Annotated in this window: 27 protein-coding genes and 1 pseudogene; 26 read left to right on the forward strand and 2 right to left on the reverse strand. The window is 61.7% G+C overall.

What is annotated here, in order from left to right; all coding sequences use genetic code 11:
- The first annotated feature begins 69 nt into the window (after positions 1-69).
- The 26 genes from ACFOMP_RS17215 to ACFOMP_RS17340 all read left to right on the forward strand — a co-directional run bounded on the left by ACFOMP_RS17215 (position 70) and on the right by ACFOMP_RS17340 (position 23,077).
- Positions 70-309 (forward strand): EscE/YscE/SsaE family type III secretion system needle protein co-chaperone, encoded by a 240-nt coding sequence (locus ACFOMP_RS17215; RefSeq protein WP_379032753.1) that lies wholly within the window; start codon positions 70-72, stop codon positions 307-309.
- A 12-nt stretch (positions 310-321) separates the two neighbouring features.
- Positions 322-468 carry a hypothetical protein gene (locus ACFOMP_RS17220; RefSeq protein ID WP_193668233.1) on the forward strand — a complete coding sequence of 49 codons (147 nt, stop codon included), beginning with the start codon at positions 322-324 and terminating at the stop codon, positions 466-468.
- Positions 469-542: 74 nt separating this feature from the next.
- Positions 543-1,502: a SctD/MshK family protein gene (locus ACFOMP_RS17225; protein WP_379032756.1), complete on the forward strand. Its 960-nt coding sequence runs from the start codon at positions 543-545 to the stop codon at positions 1,500-1,502.
- Between the two features lie 11 nt (positions 1,503-1,513).
- Positions 1,514-1,873 carry a hypothetical protein gene (locus tag ACFOMP_RS17230; RefSeq protein WP_152367938.1) on the forward strand — a complete coding sequence of 120 codons (360 nt, stop codon included), beginning with the start codon at positions 1,514-1,516 and terminating at the stop codon, positions 1,871-1,873.
- The gene (locus ACFOMP_RS17235) at positions 1,831-2,397 is read left to right on the forward strand and encodes a tetratricopeptide repeat protein (RefSeq protein ID WP_379032759.1); all 567 of its coding nucleotides are present in this window, start codon (positions 1,831-1,833) and stop codon (positions 2,395-2,397) included. The genes ACFOMP_RS17230 and ACFOMP_RS17235 overlap by 43 nt, the downstream gene beginning before the upstream one ends.
- Positions 2,397-4,451 carry a type III secretion system export apparatus subunit SctV gene (sctV, locus tag ACFOMP_RS17240; protein WP_379032762.1) on the forward strand — a complete coding sequence of 685 codons (2,055 nt, stop codon included), beginning with the start codon at positions 2,397-2,399 and terminating at the stop codon, positions 4,449-4,451. Before ACFOMP_RS17235 ends, sctV begins: the two co-directional genes overlap by 1 nt.
- Positions 4,448-5,710 (forward strand): type II and III secretion system protein family protein, encoded by a 1,263-nt coding sequence (locus tag ACFOMP_RS17245; protein WP_379032765.1) that lies wholly within the window; start codon positions 4,448-4,450, stop codon positions 5,708-5,710. The genes sctV and ACFOMP_RS17245 overlap by 4 nt, the downstream gene beginning before the upstream one ends.
- The gene (locus ACFOMP_RS17250; RefSeq protein ID WP_379032768.1) at positions 5,707-6,114 is read left to right on the forward strand and encodes a hypothetical protein; all 408 of its coding nucleotides are present in this window, start codon (positions 5,707-5,709) and stop codon (positions 6,112-6,114) included. The genes ACFOMP_RS17245 and ACFOMP_RS17250 overlap by 4 nt, the downstream gene beginning before the upstream one ends.
- 94 nt (positions 6,115-6,208) lie before the next feature.
- Positions 6,209-7,189, forward strand: coding sequence for a transglycosylase SLT domain-containing protein (locus ACFOMP_RS17255; RefSeq protein ID WP_379032771.1), 981 nt, complete (start codon positions 6,209-6,211; stop codon positions 7,187-7,189).
- A gap of 167 nt (positions 7,190-7,356) precedes the next feature.
- On the forward strand, positions 7,357-11,337 hold the full coding sequence (locus tag ACFOMP_RS17260) for a hypothetical protein (RefSeq protein ID WP_379032774.1): 3,981 nt from the start codon (positions 7,357-7,359) through the stop codon (positions 11,335-11,337).
- 141 nt (positions 11,338-11,478) lie between these two features.
- On the forward strand, positions 11,479-12,072 hold the full coding sequence (locus ACFOMP_RS17265; RefSeq protein ID WP_379032777.1) for a hypothetical protein: 594 nt from the start codon (positions 11,479-11,481) through the stop codon (positions 12,070-12,072).
- A 1-nt stretch (position 12,073) separates the two neighbouring features.
- Complete coding sequence (locus ACFOMP_RS17270) at positions 12,074-12,373, forward strand: hypothetical protein (protein ID WP_379032780.1); 300 nt, start codon at positions 12,074-12,076, stop codon at positions 12,371-12,373.
- A 47-nt stretch (positions 12,374-12,420) separates the two neighbouring features.
- Complete coding sequence (locus ACFOMP_RS17275; RefSeq protein ID WP_379032783.1) at positions 12,421-12,777, forward strand: hypothetical protein; 357 nt, start codon at positions 12,421-12,423, stop codon at positions 12,775-12,777.
- Positions 12,778-12,789: 12 nt separating this feature from the next.
- Positions 12,790-13,569, forward strand: coding sequence for a type III secretion system inner membrane ring lipoprotein SctJ (gene sctJ, locus ACFOMP_RS17280; protein WP_379032786.1), 780 nt, complete (start codon positions 12,790-12,792; stop codon positions 13,567-13,569).
- On the forward strand, positions 13,566-14,252 hold the full coding sequence (locus ACFOMP_RS17285; RefSeq protein WP_379032789.1) for a hypothetical protein: 687 nt from the start codon (positions 13,566-13,568) through the stop codon (positions 14,250-14,252). The genes sctJ and ACFOMP_RS17285 overlap by 4 nt, the downstream gene beginning before the upstream one ends.
- Complete coding sequence (locus tag ACFOMP_RS17290) at positions 14,249-14,854, forward strand: hypothetical protein (protein ID WP_379032792.1); 606 nt, start codon at positions 14,249-14,251, stop codon at positions 14,852-14,854. Before ACFOMP_RS17285 ends, ACFOMP_RS17290 begins: the two co-directional genes overlap by 4 nt.
- Positions 14,851-16,173 (forward strand): FliI/YscN family ATPase, encoded by a 1,323-nt coding sequence (locus tag ACFOMP_RS17295; RefSeq protein WP_379032795.1) that lies wholly within the window; start codon positions 14,851-14,853, stop codon positions 16,171-16,173. Before ACFOMP_RS17290 ends, ACFOMP_RS17295 begins: the two co-directional genes overlap by 4 nt.
- A gap of 22 nt (positions 16,174-16,195) precedes the next feature.
- On the forward strand, positions 16,196-16,669 hold the full coding sequence (locus ACFOMP_RS17300) for a hypothetical protein (RefSeq protein WP_152367950.1): 474 nt from the start codon (positions 16,196-16,198) through the stop codon (positions 16,667-16,669).
- The gene (locus ACFOMP_RS17305) at positions 16,666-17,856 is read left to right on the forward strand and encodes a FliM/FliN family flagellar motor switch protein (protein ID WP_379032799.1); all 1,191 of its coding nucleotides are present in this window, start codon (positions 16,666-16,668) and stop codon (positions 17,854-17,856) included. The genes ACFOMP_RS17300 and ACFOMP_RS17305 overlap by 4 nt, the downstream gene beginning before the upstream one ends.
- Positions 17,856-18,500 carry a type III secretion system export apparatus subunit SctR gene (sctR, locus tag ACFOMP_RS17310; protein ID WP_379032802.1) on the forward strand — a complete coding sequence of 215 codons (645 nt, stop codon included), beginning with the start codon at positions 17,856-17,858 and terminating at the stop codon, positions 18,498-18,500. Before ACFOMP_RS17305 ends, sctR begins: the two co-directional genes overlap by 1 nt.
- 6 nt (positions 18,501-18,506) lie before the next feature.
- Positions 18,507-18,761, forward strand: a complete 255-nt coding sequence (sctS, locus tag ACFOMP_RS17315; RefSeq protein WP_379032805.1) for a type III secretion system export apparatus subunit SctS — start codon at positions 18,507-18,509, stop codon at positions 18,759-18,761.
- Positions 18,758-19,594, forward strand: a complete 837-nt coding sequence (locus tag ACFOMP_RS17320; RefSeq protein WP_379032808.1) for an EscT/YscT/HrcT family type III secretion system export apparatus protein — start codon at positions 18,758-18,760, stop codon at positions 19,592-19,594. Before sctS ends, ACFOMP_RS17320 begins: the two co-directional genes overlap by 4 nt.
- Complete coding sequence (locus ACFOMP_RS17325; RefSeq protein WP_379032811.1) at positions 19,591-20,613, forward strand: EscU/YscU/HrcU family type III secretion system export apparatus switch protein; 1,023 nt, start codon at positions 19,591-19,593, stop codon at positions 20,611-20,613. Before ACFOMP_RS17320 ends, ACFOMP_RS17325 begins: the two co-directional genes overlap by 4 nt.
- Positions 20,614-20,691: 78 nt before the next feature.
- Positions 20,692-21,078 carry a transposase gene (locus ACFOMP_RS17330; protein ID WP_379032814.1) on the forward strand — a complete coding sequence of 129 codons (387 nt, stop codon included), beginning with the start codon at positions 20,692-20,694 and terminating at the stop codon, positions 21,076-21,078.
- 166 nt (positions 21,079-21,244) lie between these two features.
- Positions 21,245-22,177 (forward strand): IS5-like element ISPpa3 family transposase, encoded by a 933-nt coding sequence (locus tag ACFOMP_RS17335; protein ID WP_026155396.1) that lies wholly within the window; start codon positions 21,245-21,247, stop codon positions 22,175-22,177.
- Positions 22,178-22,351: 174 nt separating this feature from the next.
- On the forward strand, positions 22,352-23,077 hold the full coding sequence (locus ACFOMP_RS17340; protein WP_379032820.1) for a hypothetical protein: 726 nt from the start codon (positions 22,352-22,354) through the stop codon (positions 23,075-23,077).
- A gap of 72 nt (positions 23,078-23,149) precedes the next feature.
- Here the strand turns inward: ACFOMP_RS17340 and ACFOMP_RS17345 are convergent.
- Both ACFOMP_RS17345 and ACFOMP_RS17350 read right to left on the reverse strand, forming a co-directional pair.
- Positions 23,150-23,293: pseudogene (locus tag ACFOMP_RS17345) on the reverse strand (transposase); the annotation flags it as partial.
- 20 nt (positions 23,294-23,313) lie between these two features.
- Positions 23,314-23,588 (reverse strand): transposase domain-containing protein (locus tag ACFOMP_RS17350; protein WP_379032817.1); only part of this gene is annotated, 275 nt, incomplete at its 5' end.

Consider the following 23,588-nt stretch of genomic DNA (forward strand, 5'->3'; position numbering starts at 1 on the left):
TTTTGCATCAATCGTTAAGTTACATGGAGACGTGAAATACTTTCAGTTTCGCGAGGGGGGAGGCGAGCATTGTCGGATCGAGCGCTTGAGCTGGACGAACTTGAAAGACTTCTGAATCATGACCCGGCCGGCGTTGAGCTGAAGCGATTGCTGGAAAAGTTATCGGCTGCAAAGAGCATAGTGATCCGCGAGATGGATCGTGGGGTAAGTCCTGAAGTTTACGCCCAGCTTACTCTTCTTGCTCAGGCATATAATTCAGGAATTGATGCCCTGCCGAAACTTTGGGCGAATATTAACCACTCAGAGTGAACGGAGACTAAAATGGCTAATCCCATTACCGGAGATTTCAACGCGGGCATGCAGGACGTGATCAACCAGCAGCGTGCGATTACGCTGGAGGCTGCGAAAACCAACGTGGAAATTGCAAAACAAACCACATTGAAGGACGCCTACGGCAAGATCCGCTGATTATAGCCAATTATATGATGAGAGACGGGATTTCGTCTCGTCTCTCATTTTTCTCTTGAATTCCGGAGCTCGCCATGGGGGAACAGGCAGGGCGCCGTTCCTCTGCGGACAGTTTCGTGCTGAGCGTCCTCGCTGGACCGAACGCAGGGGCATCCGTTTCGCTGGAAGCGGGGCGCTACACGATCGGCAGCGATGACGGCAACGACATTGTCCTAGCCGGATTGGGTGATCGGATCATCAATTTGACATTGAAGGGTGCGGCGGTCATAGCCAATCCGGTCGTCGACGGCATAGGGCTGATGGGCGAAGGAGCGAACGGCTTCGCGCCGCTGACCGTGAAGGGCGCGCCTTACCAGATCAAGCTGCCCGCGCGGCTTTGCCTTGGCTCTCATGTGATGGTGCAGCTTTCGGGCGGCGTGCAACGGCCCTCCACGGATCGGCGTATGCTTGTCGGCGTCGGCCTGGCGGCCTTGTTCATTGGCTGCTGGCTGGGCGCAGCACTGTTTACGCAATCGCCGACGCCTGTGCTTGCCGGCCTCGGCAGTTCGGCGGCGGCCGATGTGTCGGACCGGGAAGTGCTGACGGAACGGGCAGAGCCTGCGGTCCCGCCGCGGATCAGCAGTTCGCCGCAGCTTGAGTGTTTTAGCGATTGCGTTCTGGCAGCCGAGGCCGAGCTGAAGTCCCGGCTCGCGGCAGCGGGCCTCAACAATCTGACACTCAGCCATGATAGCGGGGTTCTTCGCCTTGGCGGGACGGTGCTGCCCGAGCAAGTGAACGATTGGCGTCAGATCCGCACCAAGTTCGAGGCAGAGTTCGGGCAAAGCCTGCCGATCGTTACAGCAATCGAATCCGAGACGGCGCCAATGCTGGCCGTGTCTTCGGTTTGGCTGGGCGAAAATGCCGAGGTTCGCACCAAGACCGGCAATGTCTATCGGGTCGGCGACCGGGCCCGCGATGGCTGGGTCGTACGAAAGATCGACCGCGGCAGCGTAGAGTTCGAGCGTGACGGCCAGCTTGTCGCGGTACGTTTTTAGGGGAATGCAGAATGGCTGACTCGATCCATCCTTCTTCCCGTCTTATCTCCAGCACGCCGGCGACGCATGAGTTGCCGCGCCTGGGCCGGATCGGGCGTCCGCATCAGCCCGCGCCGATCAGGGATGCCGACGATATCAGTTCGCGCCCCCGCCCGCGCGGTGAACGGGTCGGGTTCCAGTCGATCCTCGAGACCGGGCTCGGCAATGTCAGCCTGCCATCAGCGCCCGACCTGATCACCGCGCTGGAAACGGCCCGCAGCTATGCCGACCGCGCCGACAAGGCGGTTCCGGGGCTTGGGCGTCTGGTCGATGCGGTGCTTGAGGACGAGTGCCGCAAGCTGTCGTGTTACATGGACATGCAAACAACATGAATGCTCCGCTTTCGATCATCACGAATTCGATCAGGCCGTCGGACCGGGCTGTGGGCGATGAGCCGACGGATGAGCAGCTTGAGGATATCTATGGCGAACTTGGCAACTGGGATGAAGCCGAGGCTTTGTCTAACAATCTGATCGCTGCCGATGCGCGCAAGCACGGACACATCCTGTCGTCGCTGGCGCTGCTTTATCTGCGCCACGGCAATCCGTCGAGAGCGATGGTTCTGGCGCTGGCGGCGCTATCGATGGGTGATGTGCGGCCCTCGGCGCTGCTGACCCTGGCGGAATCGCTGCTGCGGGCCGGGGATCCGGAACAGGCGATGTCGGTGCTGACCCGGTTCGACGAGACGGATCCGGGCCTGATAGATCCGGCGGCGACCGATATCCAGCACGCCGCGCGCCAGTATATCCGCGCCAAGGCGCTGCATCGGCAGGGCGATGCCATCGGAGCACGGGATGCGCTTGTGCTGGCCCGCGATCTGCGGGTTGCAGCCGAGGCCCGAAAGGAGAGCGGCTAATGGCGGAGGGCGGGTTCAGACGACGGCTCAACGCAATTGCGGCGCGGCAGGATCTGGTTTTGGTGATCCTGCTGATCCTGATCGTCTTTATGATCATCGTGCCGTTGCCGACCTGGTTGATCGATCTGTCGATTGGCTTCAATCTGGCGATCTCGGTCCTGATCATGATCGTGGCAGTCTATCTGAAATCGCCGACGACGCTGTCCACGCTGCCCTCGATTCTGCTCTTCAGCACATTGTTCCGGCTGGCCATCAGCATCTCGACCACACGGCTGATCCTGCTACAGGCCGATGCCGGTCAGATCGTCGAATCCTTCGGGAACTTCGTCATCGGCGGCTCGCTTCTGGTCGGCATGGTGGTGTTCCTGATCATCACCATCGTCCAGTTCATCGTCATCACCAAGGGCTCTGAACGCGTGGCCGAGGTCTCGGCGCGCTTCTCGCTTGATGCGCTTCCGGGCAAGCAGATGGCGATCGACAGCGATATGCGTGCGGGCGAGATCGATCTGGCCGAGGCGCGCCGCCGCCGCGAGACGCTGCAGACCGAAAGCGAATTTTACGGCGCGATGGACGGCGCGATGAAGTTCGTCAAGGGCGATGCGGTGGCCGGGCTGATCATTATCGCGGTCAACATTCTTGGCGGGCTTGGCGTCGGTGTCGGGCAAATGGGAATGCCCTTTGGCGAGGCGCTGCATCGCTATTCGGTGCTGACTATCGGCGATGGCATGGTCAGCCAGATCCCGGCGCTGATCATGGCGATCAGTTCGGGCATCGTGATCACCCGGATCGCGAACGAGCGCTCGGTAGATCTGGCGCATGACATTACCGAACAGGTATCGGCCAATCCGCGGGCCTTGCAGGTGGCAGCAGTGGTGCTGCTTGGCTTTGCACTGATCCCTGGCTTTCCCACTCCTGTCTTTCTGACGCTGGCGCTGGTCTTCGGGACGGCGGGCTTCCTGATCGCGCGGCGCAAGCAGGCCGAAGAGATCGAGGAAAGCCAGCGTCCGACGACCGATGGCAAGCAGGATCTGTTGATGGCGCCGATGGCACCGGTGCGGCTGGCCGTCGGTCCCGACATTGCTGAAAGCATCGACCGGATCGAGTTCGACAGGGTCGCCTTGCGCGAACGGACCAATGTGTTCGAGGATCTGGGCGTGCCCTTCCCGCGGCTGCAATTGTGGATCGATGCGGATGCACCGAAGGATCGCTGGCAATTGCTGGTCGAAAGCGTGCCGGTTGCAGAGGGCTATATTCCGGCGGGGCGGCTGCGCCTGACCGATGACGCGGAAACCGCCGAGATCCTGGGCATTCCTGTTGATGATATCGAGCTGAGCCCGACCGAGCCGCACAGCTATTGGTGCGATGCGTCTAAGGCCTATGAGCTTGAGAAGAACGGAGTTGCCTATCAATCCCCGGCCGAGGCGCTGGCTCATATCGCGGCCCGCAGATTGCCGCGCCATGCCGCCGAATTTCTGGGCGTGCAAGAGGTGGGCGCGCTGCTTGCGGCGATGGAATCGCGCTATGACAGCCTGGTCACCGAGGCGCAGAAGGCGCTGTCCCTCCAAAAGATCGCGACGATCATGCGGCGTCTGGTGGAAGAGGAGATTCCGGTTCGAAACCTGCGGGTTCTGCTGGAAACCATCGTCGACTGGGCCCCGCGCGAGAAGGATCCCGAGCTTCTGTCGGAATATGTCCGCACCGCGCTGGCCCGTCAGATCAGCTACAAGTTCGCCGATCGGGATCGCTTCATCGCCGCCTATATCGTCGATGCCGATATTGAGGGGCTGATCCGCAGCTCGATCCGCAATTCCTCGTCGGGGGAATATCTCTCGTTGGAATCGAAACAATCGCGCCGCCTGCTGGAGCGCCTGAAGGAAACCGTCGGCGATCCGCAATGCCATTCTGCGCCGCCGGTCTTTATCTCGACCACCGAGATACGCCGCTTCCTGCGCAAGTTCCTTGCGACGCATGAGATCACCTTCCCGGTGCTCTCGCACAAAGAGATCGCTCCCAGCTTCAAGGTGCAACCCATCGCGATGTTGTCGTTACAATGAAAAAACTCCTGACCCATATTTATGGACGCTCTGGCCGGATGGCCATGACAGGTTTCGTCGCAGCCCTGATCGCGGGCGTCGTCATCACCGGCGCCGATGCGCAATCGACGCGTATCTATCTGAGCGAGGGGGACGGGCGCCGGATCGAGCTGCCGGAAGATACGGCAACGGTCTATATCGCCAATCCGATGATTGCGGACGCGCAGGCTATCTCGCCCACGGCGATCTATCTGACGGGCTATACGCCGGGACGTACCAGTGTGATCATCACCGGCGAGAACAGCGCAGTCAGCGCCGAATATGAGGTCGAGGTGATGCCTGCCTCAGGCGGCGCGGAAGCCCTGCTTCCCTCCGAGACGATGGTTCGGCGCAAGGAAGGCATCGCGATCATCTCGGGCGGGGTGAATGACGTTCAGGGCACGCGCGGCGTGGTTGCTTCCGAACGTTCTTTCGGGCGCCAGGGCGTCGTGACACGCGATGAGACGACCTATGGCGGTGGCACGCAGATCTCGTTGCGGGTTCGCTTTGTCGAAGCCTCCAGAAGCGAATTGCGTCGGATGGGCGTGGATCTGGCCGCACTTGGGGCAAGCGCGGGCGGCCCGCTGCGCGTCGTCACCGGCGGCGATCCAAGCGGTTTTCTGGGCGGGGCGGCGGCCAGCAGCCCGGCCATTGGCGGGCGGATGACCTCGGGTAGCTTCACCATCGACACGATGATCAATGCGCTGGAAGAGCGCGGGGCCGTCCAGATCCTGTCTGAACCGACGTTGACCACCGTATCGGGTCGCCGCGCCAGCTTCCGTGCGGGCGGCGAGATCGGCTATCCGATCAATCAGGGCGATGGCGTGATTTCGGCCGCGTTCCGGCAATATGGCGTCTCGATCGAATTCCTGCCGACAATTCTGCCGAACGGCCGCATCGCCATCGAGGTTCAGCCCGAGGTCAGCTTCCTCAATCACGACAACCAGGTGAGTGTGGACGGTTTCGTGGTTCCCGGCCTGTCGGTGCGCCGTGCCGATACCACGGTCGAGGTCGGCAGCGGTCAGACCTTCGCCATTGCCGGTCTTTACGAGCAGTTCTCGGAGAACGGCCGCCGCGGCACGCCGGGGATGAGCGGGCTCTTCGGGCGGTCGAGCAATGTCCGGCAAGAACGCGAGCTGTTGATCTTCATCACCCCCTATATCGCCGAGGCCAGCAATGTCAGCGCCCCGCCGGTCGCCCGGCGTCCGGTGCGCAATACCGTGGGGTTCATCACCAGATGAAATATCTTCTGATCCCCGCCGTTGCGCTGCTGGCCGCCTGCACCGATCCGCTGATCAAGGATTCAGACGTGATCGCCCGCGCCTCGGCCCCGGCCTATGGCTATTCCGAAAGCGGCCATGTCATCCCGTCCTCGTGCCAGCGCGTCGGCGGCATCCATTCGCGCCGCGCGCCGGGCTGTGAGCGTGATCTGGTTCTGGCGCGACAGGTTGCCAATCCGCGCGATCTCGTCTCGCCGGTCAGCCCCGGTCCTGCCGCGGCGGGCCCACTCGGGCGGGCGGCGGACAGCTATATCTACGGCCATGACGGTTCAGGCCGGCCCAACTATCCCGAAGACCCCCATTGGCGGCTCCGGTCGGGATCGGCGGGCGGAGCGGGCCAGGCGCGATCGATCGAGGTCGAATGACGATGCCCCTTTAGTACAGGGCCGCACATGTCCCGGCCCGTGTATCTGGTTCACGGTTGGTAACGACAGGTCAATGCTTCCTTAGGAGGGAATAATGGAAGTGAACGCTCACGCTGCCGGATGGCAGGACTTCTACAGCGACCGCCAATCACGCTGCGATTCCGCGCCCGACGAGGCGTTGAAGAAGCATTTCCAGGCGGAACTGGACGTGGCGCGTCAGACCATGCAGGCCATGGGACTGGACGTTCCCGAAGGCCAGCCCGCGCCGGAAACCGAGGCCCCCGCGGGCGGCGAGGATCTGCCCGGTGATGTTGCGGGTGAGGTGCCCGGCGATCTGCCCGAGCAGCCGGTCAATGCCGCTGTCCAGCCGGACAACCCCGACCTGCCCGCCGGCGATCCCGAGACGCTTGGCTATGAGGATCAGGCCAGGCTCGACAAATACCGCGAAGACCTTGAGCCTCCTCATCAGGTTCCGGGCGGTCCTGAAGGTCAGGTGCCGAATGATCCGGCGGGCGACATCCCGACCCCGGTTCAGCGCCATCAGGTCGCCGGTGACGTCCCCGCCGTCGAAAGCGCTTCGCCGCAATATAACGATGCGCTCGAGGCCTTCCGCGCGCAGATCCTCGCCGCCTCCAAGGCGACCGGCATCCCCCCTGATATGCTTGCCGCGATGATCTGGGAGGAATCCAAGGGCGATCCCGACGCGATCTCGACCAATGCCGAGAACGGCAAATCCGATATCGGCCTGATGCAGATCAACGAGGACACCTTCGCCGAGATGAAGGCCAAATATCCCGACCTGATCAAGGGCGACATCAACGACCCCGAATCCAACATCATGGCGGGCGCGCTGTATCTGGCCGAGAAGAAGGAAGAGTTCGGCGATTGGGATCTGGCGCTGCGGGCCTATAACTCAGGCTCTGCCTCGGTCGATCCCGACAATCCCGACGTCTCCACCACCGACCTCGGAACCGACAGCTATGTCAACCGGGTGAACTACTATCAGGACCTGATCAAGGAAGGTCAGGACCTCCCATCCGAATACTCCGAGATCCCCGAACAGGTTCAGACCTGATCGCCCGAACCCGAGCGCCTGCCAAGCATGCCACGGCTGAAACGGTAGGCGCTCACCGCACCACATAGTTCGCACCGAAAGCGGGCATAGCAAACCGACGGCGCAAAAGACGCGTTAGCCACAACGCTCATCGGCCCCTGGTCCAAGATATAAGAGGGAGAAGAACGATGCCCATGGATGTCTCTTCAACTTTAGAACGTAACAAAGCCCCGCAAGAGATCGATATCCCGACCCCGGTGAAATTGGCAGCTAGCAGAAGTAATTCCAAGCCGGACGAGAGAAGTGGCGACGATAGCGAAGCCCCCAAAACCCTTGAGGACGACGACGTTCTTCCTCCGGTCAACAAGCTCGAGCCGAAAAGGGTTGATGACGATACGATCTCTTACACGTTCAACGGCGAAACCTATTATGTCAATCGCGAGGAAACGCCATTCAAGTATAATGTCTTGGAAGGCAAGCTCCTTGGAGCTGAGATCGACAAGAGCGACAACAACATCAATGTAAACGTGCCAGAGTCGAGCGCGACCGACTTCATGAACGCAAAGACGACCGAAGATGGGAAGACGGTCGGTGAGCTGTTCCACGAGAACATGAAGAAGGAATGGGGCGATCTGAGCCTCGACGATCCGCGTCGCCAGTATTTCGAGCTGATGGAGGCCAAGTCGGCGCTGGCTGCGGGCTATCACGTCGTGCCCTACCAGACGAGGGACGGCGCGTTCGGATCGACGGTAACGACCTCTTTGGATTCAACATCACCCCTTGATCAGGCCAGCACCTATGGTCTTTTGAAGGAAGAGGAAATCGCCAAGAAACTGGCCGAACTGTCTGAACGCCCCGAGATCGTAGAGGGCGTGGACAAGCTGATGAACGACGCTGTTTCGAAAATCGAGGACCGGCGCGGGCTGACGAACAAGGTCTTCGACTCCATGTCCAGCGACGAATACATGGACATGCTGGAATCCCTGGACCCGGAAGTGGCAAAGGTGCGATTTGCCAACGACCTGAAATCGCTTGATTTCCTTGACAAGAACAAGGCCAGCGAAATCCGGAACAAGTTCCTCGATGAGGGCCTGGTCGATGAATTCACCAAGATTATGGAGAGCGGTGAATTCGATAAGGAAGCGATAGAGCTTGCTGCCAGCGATACGGTCCAGAAGGCATTGCAAGCGACTTTCATGTCGGCTTTCGGCATCACCTTCAGCGATATGGCCGTTCAGAACTATCTTAAGGACGGCAGCGGGAACCTGCCCGATGACGTAAAGCGTGGTCTGGACAGCTATAAGGTTGCGGTCAACGTTGCCACCACCGCCTTCGCGGATTCGTTCAAGGCGAACGGAAAGTTCGACCTGGCCGATGTAACGAAGCGCCTCAGTCAGGGTATTTTGGCCGCAGACAACCTTCCGACCTCTTCGACTTCGGTCCGGAACGGCGCGGCGGCGCTGCTGAACGGCGCGATGATGAATGGCGCCCTGCCGGCAGCGGGCGGTATTCTTGCCGGTGTAGCCACAATCTATACACTGAACAAGAATGGCGGGGATACGCTCGAAGAACGTATGGGCGCTGCACGGACCGGGTTGATCGTCATCGCGACCAGCCCGGCCCTGGTGAAGGCCGGTTCGAAAGTGGTCGAGTCCTTCTTCAACAAGCCCGGCATGACCGCCATGCTTGGTCTGGAAGACAATACGCAGTTGCGGGAGGCGTTCGAGAAAAAATTCGGCGAAGCGGCCAAGCCGCCCGAGTTGCCCACACCGCCTGAATCGCCCACGCGCCCCGGATCGCCGGTTTCACCCGGGCTCGGTTTGGATCTGGGCGATATGGGAATAGAACTGGATGACTGGAGCAGGGATCTGCTTGGGGATATCAACAGGGCCGGTTCGGGAGAGAATGGCTTCTCCGAAACCATGCGAAACATGAATGTCGGTCTTGATGACGCGGGCGATGCCGCGACCCGGCCGATTGCCGACGCCTTGGACAATGCCGACCCGGCTGACCGCGCCAGCTTGATGAACATGATCGATGACCGTGTGCAAAGCATGGGTGTGGATCCAAGTGATCTGGATACCCCAAGCAAACTGCGCATCATCGGAACGATCATGACGACCGTGGGTGGGCTTGCCGACACCGTTGGGGGTATTCTCGACATTGCGCTTGGCGGCATGTCGCTGGACAAGCTCAGGAAGGATCCGGATGCCATGCCGGATGAGATCGCTGGCGCCACGTTCCAGTTGCTGGGCGGCATCAGTATTGCAGGTATGGCAGGCACCAGTCTGGCCAGTATGCTTGCAGGTCCCGCTACCGCCGCCACTATGGGGGTAGCGGCTGGTGCGATGGGCATCGCGGGTCTGGTTTTCGGTGGCATCTCGGCAATCATTGCCGGAGTCGTCGCCAGGAAGAAGCAAGATCAGGCGATGGACAACGTCCGCCAGGACTTCAATGACTGGAGCAGGCTGGGCATCACCGAGGACGATTGGGGCGACAAGCTCAACTACGCGATTCATACCGCCTACGAGTATAATTCGCGAAAGGGTTCGTCAAAATATTACGACCTCTATCCGGAAGACAAACCCGTATGGGAGGGACGCCCCGAACAATACGAGGCGTTCACCGAATACGTGGCCAAGCATGGTAAGATGCACGATGACTGGTTCAAGGACTGGGACGAGGAAGAGCTTGGCGCCAGCATCGGCAACTGGGGGGACAATTTCGGTTCGGACGATCCCTCGGGCCTGCCGCGTTTCGGCGATTCCGGCAAACCGGGCAGCTTCGGGGAATTCAAGCGCGATGTCGACCGTGTCGATGTAGGCTCGATCGAACTGGCCGAAAACGGCCGCGTCATCTTCAGGAAGGATGGTGTCAAGCAGATCATTGACCCGCAGATCGGCGAGAAGGCAAGCGACAAGGATCGGCGAGATATCATCAATTATCTCAAGGACTTGCATCAGATCACCCATCCCGGAGGCAAGCGTGACCAGGACATCATCGACCGGATCACCAAGCTGCATGACGAATCCGATCGCTATAACGAAATTTCGGATCTGAAGCGTATCCTCGACGACAGCAAGCCGCCGCTTTTCGGCAAGGACGGCAATACCAAGGTCGGCACGTTCAGCGATTTCAAGCGGGACATCGACCGCGTCGACATCGCCTCGATCCGGCCCGACTCAGGCGACAGCAGTGTCATCTATTTCGAAAAGGACGGTCAGGAATGGATGCTGGACAAGGATGACCACGGCAGCCTGAAAAAGGGGGATGCTGAGAAGATTTTCGATTACCTGAACAATCTCTACGTCATGACGCATCCCGGCGGCAAACCGGATCAAGATCTGATCGAACGGATCGAGGGATTGTTCGGTAAGTCCGACGATCACAACGATCTGGACGATCTCAGGGACGAGATCGGGGTCGACAAAGACCCGACCGGCCTGCCGGTATTTGGCGATGGCGGCAAGCCCGGCACCTTCAAGGACTTCCGGCGTGATATCGACCGCGTGGATATCGGGTCGATCGAGCTTGCCGATGGCGGGCGCGTCATCTTCAAGAAGGACGGGGTCCGCCAGGTCATCAACCCATCGGATGGCGACAAGGCCGGGCGCGACACGCGTCGCGACATCATTCGCTATCTGGAAGGGCTCTACCATCTTGCGCGGCCGGACGGCGATCTGGACAAGGATCGCGTCGACATGATGAACGACATCTTCGGGCGCACCGACAAGTACAACGATCTGGACGCAATCCGCGACAAGATCGAAATGGAGGAGAGCGCCGATGGTCTGCCGTTCTTCGGGGACGGCGGCAAGCCCGGCAAGTTCGGCGACTTCAAGGAGGACATCGACAGGGTGGACATCGGCTCGATCGAGCTGCTGGACAACGGTAATGTCATCTTCACCAAGGATGGCGTGAAACAGGTCGTCTCGGTCACGCATGGCAGCGATTCCGACAAGAAGACGCGCGAACAGATTATCAACTACCTGAAGGAGATGCACAAGATCGCCCACCCGGACGGCAAATTCGATCGTGGCATCGCGGAACGGATGGATTGGGTGCTTGGCGCGAATGACAAGCACAACGAACCGGACAAGATCGGCGACTACATCGACGAATGGATTCGCAAAGGAAGACCGAAAGAAAAGGATAGGAAAAAATGGTGATCTTCCGCCGCCGCACAGCGTCCGCATCAGAAAGCCGGTGTTCGACATGCACGCTGACCGTCTGATGGTCATCAGAAATATGCCGCCGGGGTTTCTCCGGCGGTGCGTTCGGGATTTGCGGTGATGGTTCGCGTTTTCGCCATGGTGCCCGTTCTTGGCATTTGTGCGCTGCTTCTGGCGGGGATACCTGCGGTGGCGCAGCATCCTGACCTGCTTCGGGCGTTTCCCTACGCGGCCAGTGACGAGCGGGCCGATACGGCCTTGCGCGATCTGATGCGGCGGACAGGGATCCCGGTGATCATCAGCAACGAGATCACCGGGTTGGTATCGGTCAACAACAGCAATGGCAGCATCATGGACGTGCTGAACTCGATCTCGGAACAGGTCAATGGCGTGTGGTGGTTCGATGGCAGCGCGGTGCGGGTCGAGCCAAGCTCGGTTCTGACCAGCCGGATGATCCCGCTGGATGGCTTTACGGTCGGTCAGTTCCGCCAGCAGATGCGGGCGGTGCGGCTTGAGGATGCGCGCTTTCCGATCAGTGCGGCCGAGGATGCCTCGATGATCCGGCTGTCGGGTCCGACGGGCTATGTCGATGCGGTCGAGGCGCTGGCACTTCATCTGACGGAACTTCGCCGCGCGGACAAGCCCGTGCGCGCGGGCTTTCCGGTCATCATCAGGGGACGGGAAACGGCGAGATCGCAACCCGAAACCCCGCAACAACAAGGGAATGAGTGAGATGCAACAGCTTTCAACCCAACAGAACGACGACCTTCATCTGCTGATGTCCATCGCGGTCCTTTCCGGCAAACGCGGCGTCGATGTCGATCTGATGCCTATCTTCGAACTGTGGGAGGCAGAGTATCCGCAAGACGCCTTGGGCAAGGTCGGCCGCGGGCTTGCGATGGTGCACGAGGGTGATCTTCGGGGCGGCTACGAACTGATCAAGAAGGCTGCCGCGACCTCGACCTCGCGGGCGGATCAGGCGCAGGACGCTTTGAAATCGCTGACCGAGGGCTTGGGGGAATATCTGGACTGATCGTCGCGCCGGGATGCGGCCGCCGATATCATCGGGAGGAATACAGAATGGTCACTGCAGTCATAGCCGTCGGCGATGCCGACCCCGCCGCCAAACTTCAGACCGTGAACCTTGACGCGAGCGAGGCAGCGCCGGAAATGAGCAACATTGCCCAGGCCGCGCTGGCCCGGATCACCGAGATGGACAGCGGCTATCGCGCCAGCGCGGCAAAGCTGGAGGCGCTGGATTCGAAGCACTTCGCGCTGAACGGAACCGAGTCCAGTCTTGCATCCTCGATCAATCAGGTCAGCGAGACGTTCCGGGTTGCGCTGGAGGTGCAGACGCAGATCACGCAATTCTCGATGGTATCTTCGTTGTCCCAGACGCTGAGCACGCAGTTGAACAGCTTTCTGCGCGGGCAATAGGATCTTTTCCGCATGAAGATCACGCAGTTCATCGCCGTTTTATGTGCCGTCCTGTTTCTGGCGGGGTGCAAGTCCGAACTTTATACCGGCCTGACCGAACGTGAGGCAAACGAGATGGTGGCGGCGCTGGTCGGCGCCGGGATTCCGGCCTCGAAATCCGGCTCTGGCGAAAATCTGAAGGTCATGGTCGATGGCGGCCGTTTTGCCGAGGCGATGAACGTGCTCGAGGTGCGCGGTCTTCCGGCGCAAACCTATTCCAACTTTGGCGAGGTGTTCCGCAAGGAGGGGCTGGTCTCGTCCCCGACGGAGGAACGGGCACGCATGGTCTATGCGCTCAGCGAGGAACTGTCGCGGACCATTACGCTGATCGACGGGGTTCTGTCGGCGCGGATCCATGTAGTTCTGCCGGAAACGGACATGCTGGGGCGGAATGTAAAGCCCTCCTCGGCCTCGGTCTTTGTCCGCTATTCGCCTGCGGCGAATGTTCAGGACTATTCCGCGCAGATCAAACTGCTTGTGGCGAACTCGATCGAGGGATTGCTCTACGATAATATCACCGTGGTGATGGTGCCTGCGGAAGAAACCCGGAACACCACCGAGCCGGTCCGGTTCGCCGATGTGCTGGGCATCTGGGTGCATCCCGCCTCGGCCAACAGATTGTGGGCGGTTCTGGGCGGGATGTCGGCGATGACGATCGCGGCCTTCGGCTTGGCTGTCTGGCCCAGCCTGCGTCGCTCGCGCAGGTCCGAGGCGCGCCCGGAGGCGAGTGCGACGCAAGAGGGCAAGTCATGAGCAAAGCGGCGGATCGCGACGAGATCTCCCCCGGTCCGGAACGGGTGTCGGCGCAGGAGGTGGCGCGCGCCAGGCTGCGCGCCCGCTCCAGTGCAGCGCGTGTGACGCTGCGCCGTCCAAGCCTTGATCCGCAGGGGCGGGGCGGGGCGCGCAAGGCACGGGATCTGTCGCCCGTCGGCGCGGCGGACCTGCCAGACAATTCGCCTGCGGTTCAACTGTTGCTGTCGGGCAAGCGGGCCGAACTGGTGCTGGACGCGGCTGTGGCGGCGCTTCTGTCGCCGCTGTTTGCCGATGTGATCGTCTCGAACAAGGTCGCCGAATTGCCGCTTCGGCGCGTGGCGCGCGAGTTCGGGCTGAGGCACCGCCATCTGGCGATGACGCTGGAAGAGATCCCGCAGCAGGAGCCCTTCGCGGTGGTCAAGGCCGGATTGCGCGGGCTGTGGATCACTATGCTGCCGCCGGTTCTGGGCCGCGAATGGGAGATAGCGGCCCAGCCGCTGCATCTGCCGACGATTGCCGTCAACCGCAAATCCGCGCCGCCGTCGCGCTTTCGCGGCATGTCCCGATGGTTGAAGCGCCGCCGCCCGAAACATGTGCTGCCGCTTGCGGTGGAAGGCCCGGACGAGGATCGGGCCGAGGCGGCCTTGCTGAGCGCAATCCGTGAACTCTGTGGTGACGCATGATGGCGCGGACAAGGCAGATCCGATCCAGCCGTATCCTCCGCAAAAAGGATCTTGCCAAGCTGCGCGATGCCGATCGCATCCTGCGCGAGGCCGAGAAGGCAAGCGAAACAAGCAGACAGTCCGCGAAGGTGCTGGAGCAGGAAATCCTTGATGCGGCCCATAAACGCGCGCTGCGCGATGCCGCGCGGGCAGCAAGCAGGGTGATCGCCGATGCGGAAGCGGCGACCTCAAGCCGGATGCAGAATATGGAGACCGAACTGGCACAGCTTGTCAGCCAGACGGTGAGGGCAATCCTTGGCAGCTATGCGGAGGAAGATGCGACCTATCGCGCCGCGCTGAATGTGCTGTCGCAACTGCGCGAGCATCGGCAGGGACGCGTCTTTGCGGCGCCGGATGTCGTCGATCTGATGCGCCGCGCTGTCACCGATCTTGGCAAGGACGGGGCCGAGGTCACGCAGGTGCTGACCGATTCAGGGCTCGCGTCCGGTCAGGCCTTTCTGGTCAGCGACCGGGGCAGCGCCGAGATCGGGTTGTCGGCCCTGACGGATTCGGCGCTGCGGATCTGGGAGGGGCCCGGAGCAGGAAAGGACCGATCCGAGTGAGTGACGCTGATCCTATGATCGAACGCCTGCGCTCGCGCGCAAGGATGATCGAGCCGGTCGAGTTGCGGGGCCGGGTCACACGGATCGTCGGCTGCGTCCTGCATGCTCAGGTTCCCGATGGCCGTGTCGGCGAGGAGTGCATCCTGCGCGATCCCGTAAGCCAGATCGAGCTGCGCGCCGAGATCATCGGCTTTGACGGCTCCGAGACCATTCTCGCGCCGGCGGGCGACATGCGCGGCCTGTCGGCGCGAACCGAGGTGATCCCGACCGGCACCGAGGCGCTTGGGCCGGCGGGGGTGGCGCTTCTGGGGCGGGTCGTCGATGCCTTTGGCCGGCCGCTGGACGGTCTGGACCGGGTCGAGGCCAATGTGCCGATCAATGCCGACCCGCCCTCGCCTCTGGACCGTCCGTTGATCGACACGCCATTGGAGACGGGTCTGCGGGTGCTGGACGGTTTACTGACGCTTGGAGAGGGACAGCGGATCGGCATCTTCGGCGCGGCTGGCGTCGGCAAATCGACGCTTCTGTCGCAGATCATCCGGGGCGCCAAGGCCGATGCGATCGTGCTTGGCCTGGTCGGGGAACGTGGCCGGGAAGTGGCCGAGTTCCTCGAGCGCGATCTTGGCAAGGAGGGGCGGCAACGTGCGGCGGTGGTCGTGGCCACCTCGGATCGCCCGGCAAGCGAGCGGCTGCGTGCGGTGATGACTGCTACCACCTGCGCCGAGGAATTGCGCCGTCAGGGAAAGCGGGTTTTGCTACTGGTCGACAGCGTGACGCGCGTGGCCCGCGCGCTTCGCGAGATCGGGCTTGCCGCAGGAGAGCCGCCGGTCCGGCGCGGCTTCCCGTCCTCGGTCTTTGCGGCATTGCCGCGGCTGGTCGAGCGGCCCGGCAGGACCGGAACCGGGGTTATTACGGCGATCTATACCGTGCTGGTCGAAGGCGATGACGACAATGCCGACCCGGTCGCGGATGAGATGCGCAGCCTGCTTGACGGCCATATAGTGCTGTCGCGCAGGCTGGCCGGTCAGGGGCATTACCCGGCCATCGACGTTCTGCGCAGCAAAAGCCGGGTGATGGAATCGGTCGCGGGCAAGGCGCAAATCCAGAACATGCGGGTTCTGACCGAGCGTCTTTCGAAGCTGGAAGAGATCGAGATCCTCGTACAGGTCGGCGAATACAAATCGGGTAGCGATCCGGTCGCCGATGCGGCGTTGGCGACCCGTGCGGCGATGAACGACTTCCTGCGGCAGGCCACGGATGAGTTCAGCGAGATGCCCCGGACGCTCTCGGCGCTGGATGACGTGGCGAGGATGGGCTGAAATGCAGGGGCCGCGTATGCAGATGAGGAAATTGCTTGAACTGTCCTCGGTTCGCGAACAGCTGGCACAGCAGCGGGTTGCCGCGGCCAGGAACCTGTTCCGCAAGCGCGCCGCCGAGGTTGCCCGACTGCGTGCCGAGGCCGATGCCTTGGCGCAAGCGCATCGCGACAACCGGATCGCCATGCGCAAGCCGATGATCAGCAAGCCCCAGCTTCGCGGGGCGATCGACGCCATCGTCGCCACATTCGACGCCGACCGGCATCGCGAGGAAGCGGCCGAGCGCGAGGTGATGGCCGCGCAAAAGAAGGTCGCCGAGGCCAAGACCGCGCTGGACCACGAGACCGCCGCGCTGGCCTCGGTTTACCGGCAGAAGCAGAAGCGGCAGGAACTGTGCGATGTGCTGGATGACGAGCACCAGCGCCATCTTGCCCGTGCCGAAGAGGCCGAACAGGGAGAGCGGCAAACGATTCTCGCGCGTCGCAGGACGGCGCCATGACGAAGGATATTCGACTGCCCGCCAGACGCGGCACGGGCGCAGGCAATGTGGCTGCGGCCCGGATCGAGGGCATCCAGAAGGTCTTCGTCGAGGCGCCGCAGCCCGCCACGCTGTTCATGCGCAGGCTGGACCGGGATCAGGCCGCGATCCAGAACCTACTGTGCCGACGCCGCTATTCCATCCGCTTCCGCATCGGCGAGACCAGCATCCATGTCGCGATCCGGCGCAGTCAGGCGGCCTCGTCCGCCTATGGCTGGATCGAGGCCGAGCTGAGCGGTCATTTCTTCCGCTTCGGCCTGCCTTGGACCGCCACGCGGCGCATCACCGGCGTTGCCGCCGAGGCCGCGACACCGGAAGATGCGGCGCTGCTGCTGGAAGACGGGCTGACAACGGTTCTCGATGAACTGGAACGCCAGTCGGGCCACACGATCACCTTCCGCCGCCTGCTGCCCGCGCGCGAGCCGGAGCCCGAAACCCGTGTTGATATCTGGTTCGGCATCGAATATTCGAACCGCGCCGAGAAAGCATCGCAGCGCGTCCAGGTCCCTGTCGAGCTGTCGCCCGCGGCCGCCCGAACCCTGGCCGAGATCCTTGGCCAGTGGCAGCGCCCCCAGCAGGACTATGGCGTGCTGTCTCTGCGCGCCGGGATCGAGATGGGCGCGACGCCCCTGACCCTTGCCGAACTTGCCAGCCTCGATCCTGGGGACGCGGTGATCATCGACGCGGCGGACAGTGCTGCGCGGATCGTGGTCGAGAACCAGTTGTTTGCAGCGGTCACACCATCCGGCAGCCCGGATCAGTGGAAGATGACCTCTGCCCTCCAGCCGCTGCCGCCCGCCCGCAGCCTTCCTTTCACCCCTCACGAGATCGAGAAAGTCATGCCCGATCAAGATACGCCCGACGACAACGCCCCCAAGGTTCAAGTCGAGCGCACCGAGGACCGAAGCTCGATAGGGGCGCTTGACGATCTTGAGCTGTCGCTGTCGGTCCGCTTTGGCGAAACCCTGGTGACGCTGCAGGATCTGCGCAATGCCGGGCCGGGCACGATCTTCACGCTGGACCGCCCCGATGGCACCCTGGTTGAGATGATGGTGAACGGCAAGGTCATCGGCACCGGCGATCTGATCTCGGTAGCGGGTCAGCGCGCGGTCGAGATCAGATCGCTCTTCCGCGAGAGCGGTTCCTGATGGACAGCCCGTTTCCCCTTCTGCTGATCGCGGCGGGCTTTACGGTCATCCCTTTCCTGATCGTCAGCCTGACGGCATTCGTAAAGATCGCGGTCGTCCTGTTTCTGGTGCGCAACGCATTGGGCACGATGCAGACGCCGCCGAATATCGTGCTTTACGGGATTACGGTGGTGCTGACCGGCTATGTCATGTCGCCGGTCTTTGCGGCCTCGCTGAATGCCGTGACTGCGGGCGGCACGTTGACGCAGATGCCCGCGCCCGCCGAATGGCCCGATATCTTCTCGCGCGGGATCGAGCCGGTGCGCGACTTTCTGATGCGCTTCACCACGCCGCAGGACCGTGAATTCTTCCTTGCCGCAGCGCAGGAGATGCATTCCGAAAATGCCGTGATGCCGCAGGAAACCGATATCTTCATCCTCGCGCCCGCCTTCGTGACGGCCGAGCTGACCAAGGCGTTCCAGATCGGGGTGCTGCTGTATCTGCCGTTCATTGTCGTCGATCTGGTGGTCACCAACGTGCTGACCGCGCTTGGCATGATGATGGTGTCACCGACGGTCATCTCGCTGCCGTTCAAGCTGTTGCTGTTCGTCGCTGCCGACGGCTGGTCGCGGCTGACCCATGGGCTGGTGATGAGTTATGTGTGAGGCGGCATGCAGCTTTATGAATCCCTGACCCATGCACTGATCCTGGTCTTCCAGATATCGATGCCAGCGATTGCGGTGGCGACGGTGATCGGTCTGGTCGTGGGGCTGATTCAGGCGCTGACGCAGATTCAGGATCAGACCCTGCCGCAAGCGATCAAGCTGTTCGCGGTCGGGGCGGTGATCGTGCTGACCGGCGGGGCCCTGTCGGCGAAGCTGGTGGCCTTCACCGTCGATATCTTCTCACGGATCTCGCAGGGATGAACAGCCTACAGGACTTGTTCGCAGGTGGTGATTACGGTGTCATCCTTGCGGACATGATGGCGCTCTTCGTGATCATCGGCGGGCGGGCACTGGGTTTCGTGATGATCCACCCGATCTTCGGCCGCTTCGGGATCAACTTCGGACTGCTGCGCGGCTCGGTCATGGTGGCGATGACGCTGCCGCTGCTGCCGACCGGTGCCGTGATGGCGGCCGCCGATCCAAGCCTGCTGGAACCCGGCAACATGCCGTTCCATATGCTGCGCGAGGTGATCATCGGCGTCATTCTGGGGCTCATCACCGGCATCCCGTTCTGGGCGGCCATCGCTGCGGGCGAAATCCTTGATACGCAACGGGGTGCCTCCTCGGCCACCGATACCGACCCGACCGGCGGGCAGGTCGCGATCAGCGGCAACTTCTTCTTTCTGGTCGCGGTGCTGCTTCTGACCGCCGAGGGTCTCCTGATCCCCGCCGTCTTCGGTCCGCTCCTAAGCAGCTATCAGCTTTTCCCGCTGTTCGGTGCACTGGCATGGCCCGATCCGGGGCAGGGCCACCTGTTGCTGGCGCGGCTGGACGATCTGCTGCGGGCGGGGCTGATCCTCGCCATGCCGATCCTGATCCCGCTGCTGCTGACCGAGGTCGTCATCGCGATCTCGACCAGATACATGCCGCAGATCAACCCAACCTTCCTGTCGATGTCGGCCAAGCAGGTCGTCTATCTGCTGATGCTTGTCTTCTTCATGCCGCTTCTGGGGCGATACATGCTTGCGCTGGTCGGCCATGACAGCTTTGGCGCCGACGCGCTGGCAAAGTTTCTCAGCGGCGCGATCAGATGAGTGGTGGGGGTTCCGAACAGAAGTCACTACCAGCCTCGGCCCGCAAGCTAAGGAAGGCGCGCGAAAAGGGGCAGGTCGTCACCTCACGCGATTCCATCGCCTCCTTGGTGACGCTGGCGGTTCTGGTCTATCTGTTCGCGCGCCGCCATCACCTGTCCGATCTGCTGTATGGTCTCTTCACCTATACGCCACCGCCCGAATTGGTGTTCAGCGCGGCATTGTCCGATCTGATGGATCTTGCCTTCAGGGTGATCATCCAGATCTGCCTGCCGCTGATGATCCTGGTCGTCACCCTGAGCATCCTTGTCGGTATGCTGATCGCTGGCGGCCCGCTCTTCACGACCGAGCCGCTGAAGCCCAACTTCAACAAGATCAACCCCGCGACAGGCTTCTTCAAGATCTTCAGCAAGAGGTCGTTCCTGACCTTCCTAATGCACGTGATCCGGGTCAGCGTAATCTTCACCACGCTGGTGCTGATCCTCGCCTATTCCGCTGCGGCGCTGTTCACCGCACCCTATTGCGGACTGGCCTGCACGCAAGAGGCCGCCATCGCGATCACCGTTCCCCTGCTTGGCGCGCTTGTGGCGATCCTGCTTCTTGCTGCGCTCTTCGACTATCTCGTCCAGCGCTCATCCTTCCTGCGCGAGCAGAAGATGACCATGACCGAGTTCAAGCGCGAGCTGAAGGATCAGCACGGCGATCCGCAGCTGCGCAGCCGCATCAAAGGCGATCGTCGCGACATGCTGGAGCGCCCGACGGGATGGGGCCAGGCTACAAACATCATCTATGCCGCGCCCCATATCGCCGTCGCCCTGCGCTATGTCCCCGACGAGATGCCGGCGCCGCTCGTCGTCGGCCGCGCCCGCGGCGCGGAGGCCATCGCGCGCGCCCTTCGCAACAGCAAAGCCCCGCGCTCCGAGGACGCACATGCCGCCGCGAAGATCGCTGCAATCCCAGTCGGTCAATATGTGACCGATGAAGAACAGATCATGGCGATCGTGCGATATCTGGCAGCCTAAAGCGGTGCGCCCGAAACTTGAATCGGGGGATTCCTGCTCGCGGTTTTTCGTGATTCCATTCCTTTGGGAGGATGGATCATGTCAGCACCATTGCCATCGGCGCTTCGTGTTCGGTTTCAACGCTACATCGAGGAGGGTCTGAGCGGACGAGCGGCAGCGGCGCGCCTGAAGCTGTCGCCGGCGACGGGGGCGCGATGGGCGCGTTTGGTTCGGACCATCGGCGATGCGCGCGCGGCACCACAAGGTCGCCCCAGGGGCCATGGAAAGCTGGCGCCGCATCGCGACTTTTTCGAGGAACTGCTGAAACAGGATGCCGACATGACCCTGATCGAATTGGGGCGGGCGCTTGAGGATGCGACCGGCATCCGTGCCCATTCGGCCTCGATCGGGCGCTTTCTGCGCAAGCTGGGCTATCGCTACAAAAAAAATCATTGGTGGCCTCCGAGCGGTGTCGCGCGCGCGTAAAGCAACTGCGTTCGGACTGGTTCCGGCAGCGCATGCCCGCGATGCGCGAGCACCCTGAACGGATTGTGTTCATTGACGAAACCTCGGTGAAGACCAATCGGCGTTGTTGCAGAACTCCGTTTTCTGAGGGATTCACACTGTGAATCCAGTGGGCTAAGGGGCGAGTATGAGCAAGCCTGAGCCCACCCGCTACCGCACGATGAACTGGAAGTCCTACAACGATGCCTTGAAGCGGCGCGGGTCCCTTCTGATCTGGCTGGACAAGGACATGGTTTGGCGCGCACCCAAATCCGGATGCAATGGTCGGCCGCCGGTCTTCTCTGATGCCGCGATCCAGTTCTGCTTGATGGTGAAGGTTCTGTTCGGCCTGCCTCTCCGGCAAACGACAGGGATGGTGGCGAGCATCCTTTCGATGGCCGGGCTCGACTGGCGGGTGCCCGATTTCTCGACCCTGAGCCGCAGGCAGAAGCGCATCACGGTTCAGATCACGAGCCGCCGTGCGCCGGGGCCGCTGAACCTGCTGGTGGACAGCACCGGGATCAAGTTTCTTGGTGATGGGGAATGGCTTGCCCGCAAGCATGGCCCGCATCGCCGACGCCAATATCGTAAGGTTCATCTGGCGATGGACACGGCTACAGGTGACATCCGCGCCGTCGAATTCACCTCAAGCCGTGAAGGCGACAGCCCTGTTCTGCCCGACCTGCTCAACCAGATCCCAGAGGATGAACAGATCGGCACCGTCACCGGCGACGGTGCCTTTGACACCCGACGCTGCCACACCGCGATCCTGGATCGAGGCGGCACCGCTATCATCCCGATCCGGAGGAATGGCCGTCTCTGGAAGGAGGATTGCCCCGCAGCCAGGGCGCGCAACGAGATCCTCCGGGCAACCCAGCGCTTGGGCAGGGCCATATGGAAGCGCTGGTCAGGTTATCACGTCCGAAGCAGGATCGAGGCAAGGATGCGCTGCCTCAAGGCCTTCGGTGAACGCATCTCATCCCGAGACCCGGACCGCCAGACCGCCGAAATCCATATCCGCATCGCCCTCATGAACCGCTTCAATGCCCTCGGATCCGCCGAGATCAAACGCGTGGCATGAACTCAACGCGGAAAGGGAAAACTGCGCTCACACACTGACTTCTGCAACAACGCCTTGTCAGCATGTAACTGGACATATATACGAAATATTGATGCCGATTCAGTCTTGGCGATCGACAGGGTGGATTGCCTTTGACCATAATGACAGAAACGTAAAACGCCAAAGGCCATCAGAATGAACGTTCGCAATTTCAGGATCTGCTTTGGTTTGTTGGGTATTACGCTGCTCGCCGCCTGTGCGGATCCGAATTTCGGACAATCGCCCGGTGCCATGGTTTCCCAGCAAGAAAAGCTCGCGCAACTGCAATCTTCCATCAAGGATCAGCCGAACAACGTGGCAGCCCTGAAGGAGTTCGGCGCGCTTCAGGCCGAAATGGGTGAATGGAGCAGGGCGATGGGCGCCTATCGGGAAGCGCTGCTGATCGCCCCGAATGATCGCGAGGCAAAGATCGGATTTGGCGAGGCGCAGCTTGGTCTAGGCGATTTTCAAGGCGCGCTGGACACCGGAACCTCCATCGGCGGAACCACGCTTCAGGTGCAGCAGCTCAGGGCAGGTGCGCTTGCCGGCCTGAGCCGGTTTGATGAAGCGCGGGTGATTTTGGATGCGCTGCATCAATCGCATCCGCGCAATTTGGATGCGCGCAGCAACCTTGCTCTGGTCATGGGGCTGCAACGTGACCCGGCGGCCTACGGCATCGCACGCGCAGCCGCCTTCGCGCCGGATGCCGAATTCACCCATGTCCGCAACATGGTGCTGATCGGCGGGATGGTTCAGAATGAAGCCGGTGCCCGCAGCGATGCCGAACAGCTCGGCCTTGCGGCGGATGAAGTTGGCGAAATCCTTACGATTGGCCGGCGCGCCCGCACGCAGGGGATGAGCGCATTCGGCATCGTATCCTGACCTCGGACGCGCTTGCGGTCGATAGGGTCGCGTAGGAATACTCGATTTGACGAAACAAGGCAGGGGCTGCATTTTGCGGCCCTTTTTTCGCACGCCTGCCTGTGCGTGTTGCCGGCCACTGGATGCTGGAATGGGGCAAACGCCGCAAAGCTTTGCAAATGCCGCTTCTGACCGGATGCGCGTTGGATTATCGCCGACCAGGATCAACATTTCTGCGTAAGCGCGACGTTGCGGCCCTATGCTGCGAGGGTTGACGGCTGGTTGAAGCGCCATGGCATGAGGTCTTCGATACCGCTTTGCGGGTGACCGTCGAGGATGGCGCGCAGTGTGGCGGCGAGATAGTCGACCGGGTTCACGTCGGACATCTTGCAGGTAGCGACCAGCGAGGCGAGCATAGCCCAGTTTTCGGCGCCGACTTCATTCCCGGCGAAGAGTGCATTTTTTCTTGTCAGGGCCATCACCCGTTCATTCTGCCCATGTCGGGCAATTTGTTGAGGTGCATTACCGGTGG

Source organism: Paracoccus simplex, from assembly GCF_042648325.1.
Classification (GTDB): Bacteria; Pseudomonadota; Alphaproteobacteria; order Rhodobacterales; family Rhodobacteraceae; genus Paracoccus; species Paracoccus simplex.

Bases quoted from the DNA above. Each gene is read 5' to 3' on its own strand.
- ACFOMP_RS17220 (WP_193668233.1), top strand. From the start codon at position 322: ATGGCTAATCCCATTACCGGAGATTTCAACGCGGGCATGCAGGACGTG.
- ACFOMP_RS17225 (WP_379032756.1), top strand. From the start codon at position 543: ATGGGGGAACAGGCAGGGCGCCGTTCCTCTGCGGACAGTTTCGTGCTG.
- ACFOMP_RS17230 (WP_152367938.1), top strand. From the start codon at position 1,514: ATGGCTGACTCGATCCATCCTTCTTCCCGTCTTATCTCCAGCACGCCG.
- sctV (WP_379032762.1), top strand. From the start codon at position 2,397: ATGGCGGAGGGCGGGTTCAGACGACGGCTCAACGCAATTGCGGCGCGG.
- ACFOMP_RS17245 (WP_379032765.1), top strand. From the start codon at position 4,448: ATGAAAAAACTCCTGACCCATATTTATGGACGCTCTGGCCGGATGGCC.
- ACFOMP_RS17250 (WP_379032768.1), top strand. From the start codon at position 5,707: ATGAAATATCTTCTGATCCCCGCCGTTGCGCTGCTGGCCGCCTGCACC.
- ACFOMP_RS17255 (WP_379032771.1), top strand. From the start codon at position 6,209: ATGGAAGTGAACGCTCACGCTGCCGGATGGCAGGACTTCTACAGCGAC.
- ACFOMP_RS17260 (WP_379032774.1), top strand. From the start codon at position 7,357: ATGCCCATGGATGTCTCTTCAACTTTAGAACGTAACAAAGCCCCGCAA.
- ACFOMP_RS17265 (WP_379032777.1), top strand. From the start codon at position 11,479: ATGGTGCCCGTTCTTGGCATTTGTGCGCTGCTTCTGGCGGGGATACCT.
- ACFOMP_RS17270 (WP_379032780.1), top strand. From the start codon at position 12,074: ATGCAACAGCTTTCAACCCAACAGAACGACGACCTTCATCTGCTGATG.
- ACFOMP_RS17275 (WP_379032783.1), top strand. From the start codon at position 12,421: ATGGTCACTGCAGTCATAGCCGTCGGCGATGCCGACCCCGCCGCCAAA.
- sctJ (WP_379032786.1), top strand. From the start codon at position 12,790: ATGAAGATCACGCAGTTCATCGCCGTTTTATGTGCCGTCCTGTTTCTG.
- ACFOMP_RS17285 (WP_379032789.1), top strand. From the start codon at position 13,566: ATGAGCAAAGCGGCGGATCGCGACGAGATCTCCCCCGGTCCGGAACGG.
- ACFOMP_RS17290 (WP_379032792.1), top strand. From the start codon at position 14,249: ATGATGGCGCGGACAAGGCAGATCCGATCCAGCCGTATCCTCCGCAAA.
- ACFOMP_RS17300 (WP_152367950.1), top strand. From the start codon at position 16,196: ATGAGGAAATTGCTTGAACTGTCCTCGGTTCGCGAACAGCTGGCACAG.
- ACFOMP_RS17305 (WP_379032799.1), top strand. From the start codon at position 16,666: ATGACGAAGGATATTCGACTGCCCGCCAGACGCGGCACGGGCGCAGGC.
- sctR (WP_379032802.1), top strand. From the start codon at position 17,856: ATGGACAGCCCGTTTCCCCTTCTGCTGATCGCGGCGGGCTTTACGGTC.
- sctS (WP_379032805.1), top strand. From the start codon at position 18,507: ATGCAGCTTTATGAATCCCTGACCCATGCACTGATCCTGGTCTTCCAG.
- ACFOMP_RS17320 (WP_379032808.1), top strand. From the start codon at position 18,758: ATGAACAGCCTACAGGACTTGTTCGCAGGTGGTGATTACGGTGTCATC.
- ACFOMP_RS17325 (WP_379032811.1), top strand. From the start codon at position 19,591: ATGAGTGGTGGGGGTTCCGAACAGAAGTCACTACCAGCCTCGGCCCGC.
- ACFOMP_RS17330 (WP_379032814.1), top strand. From the start codon at position 20,692: ATGTCAGCACCATTGCCATCGGCGCTTCGTGTTCGGTTTCAACGCTAC.
- ACFOMP_RS17335 (WP_026155396.1), top strand. From the start codon at position 21,245: ATGAGCAAGCCTGAGCCCACCCGCTACCGCACGATGAACTGGAAGTCC.
- ACFOMP_RS17340 (WP_379032820.1), top strand. From the start codon at position 22,352: ATGAACGTTCGCAATTTCAGGATCTGCTTTGGTTTGTTGGGTATTACG.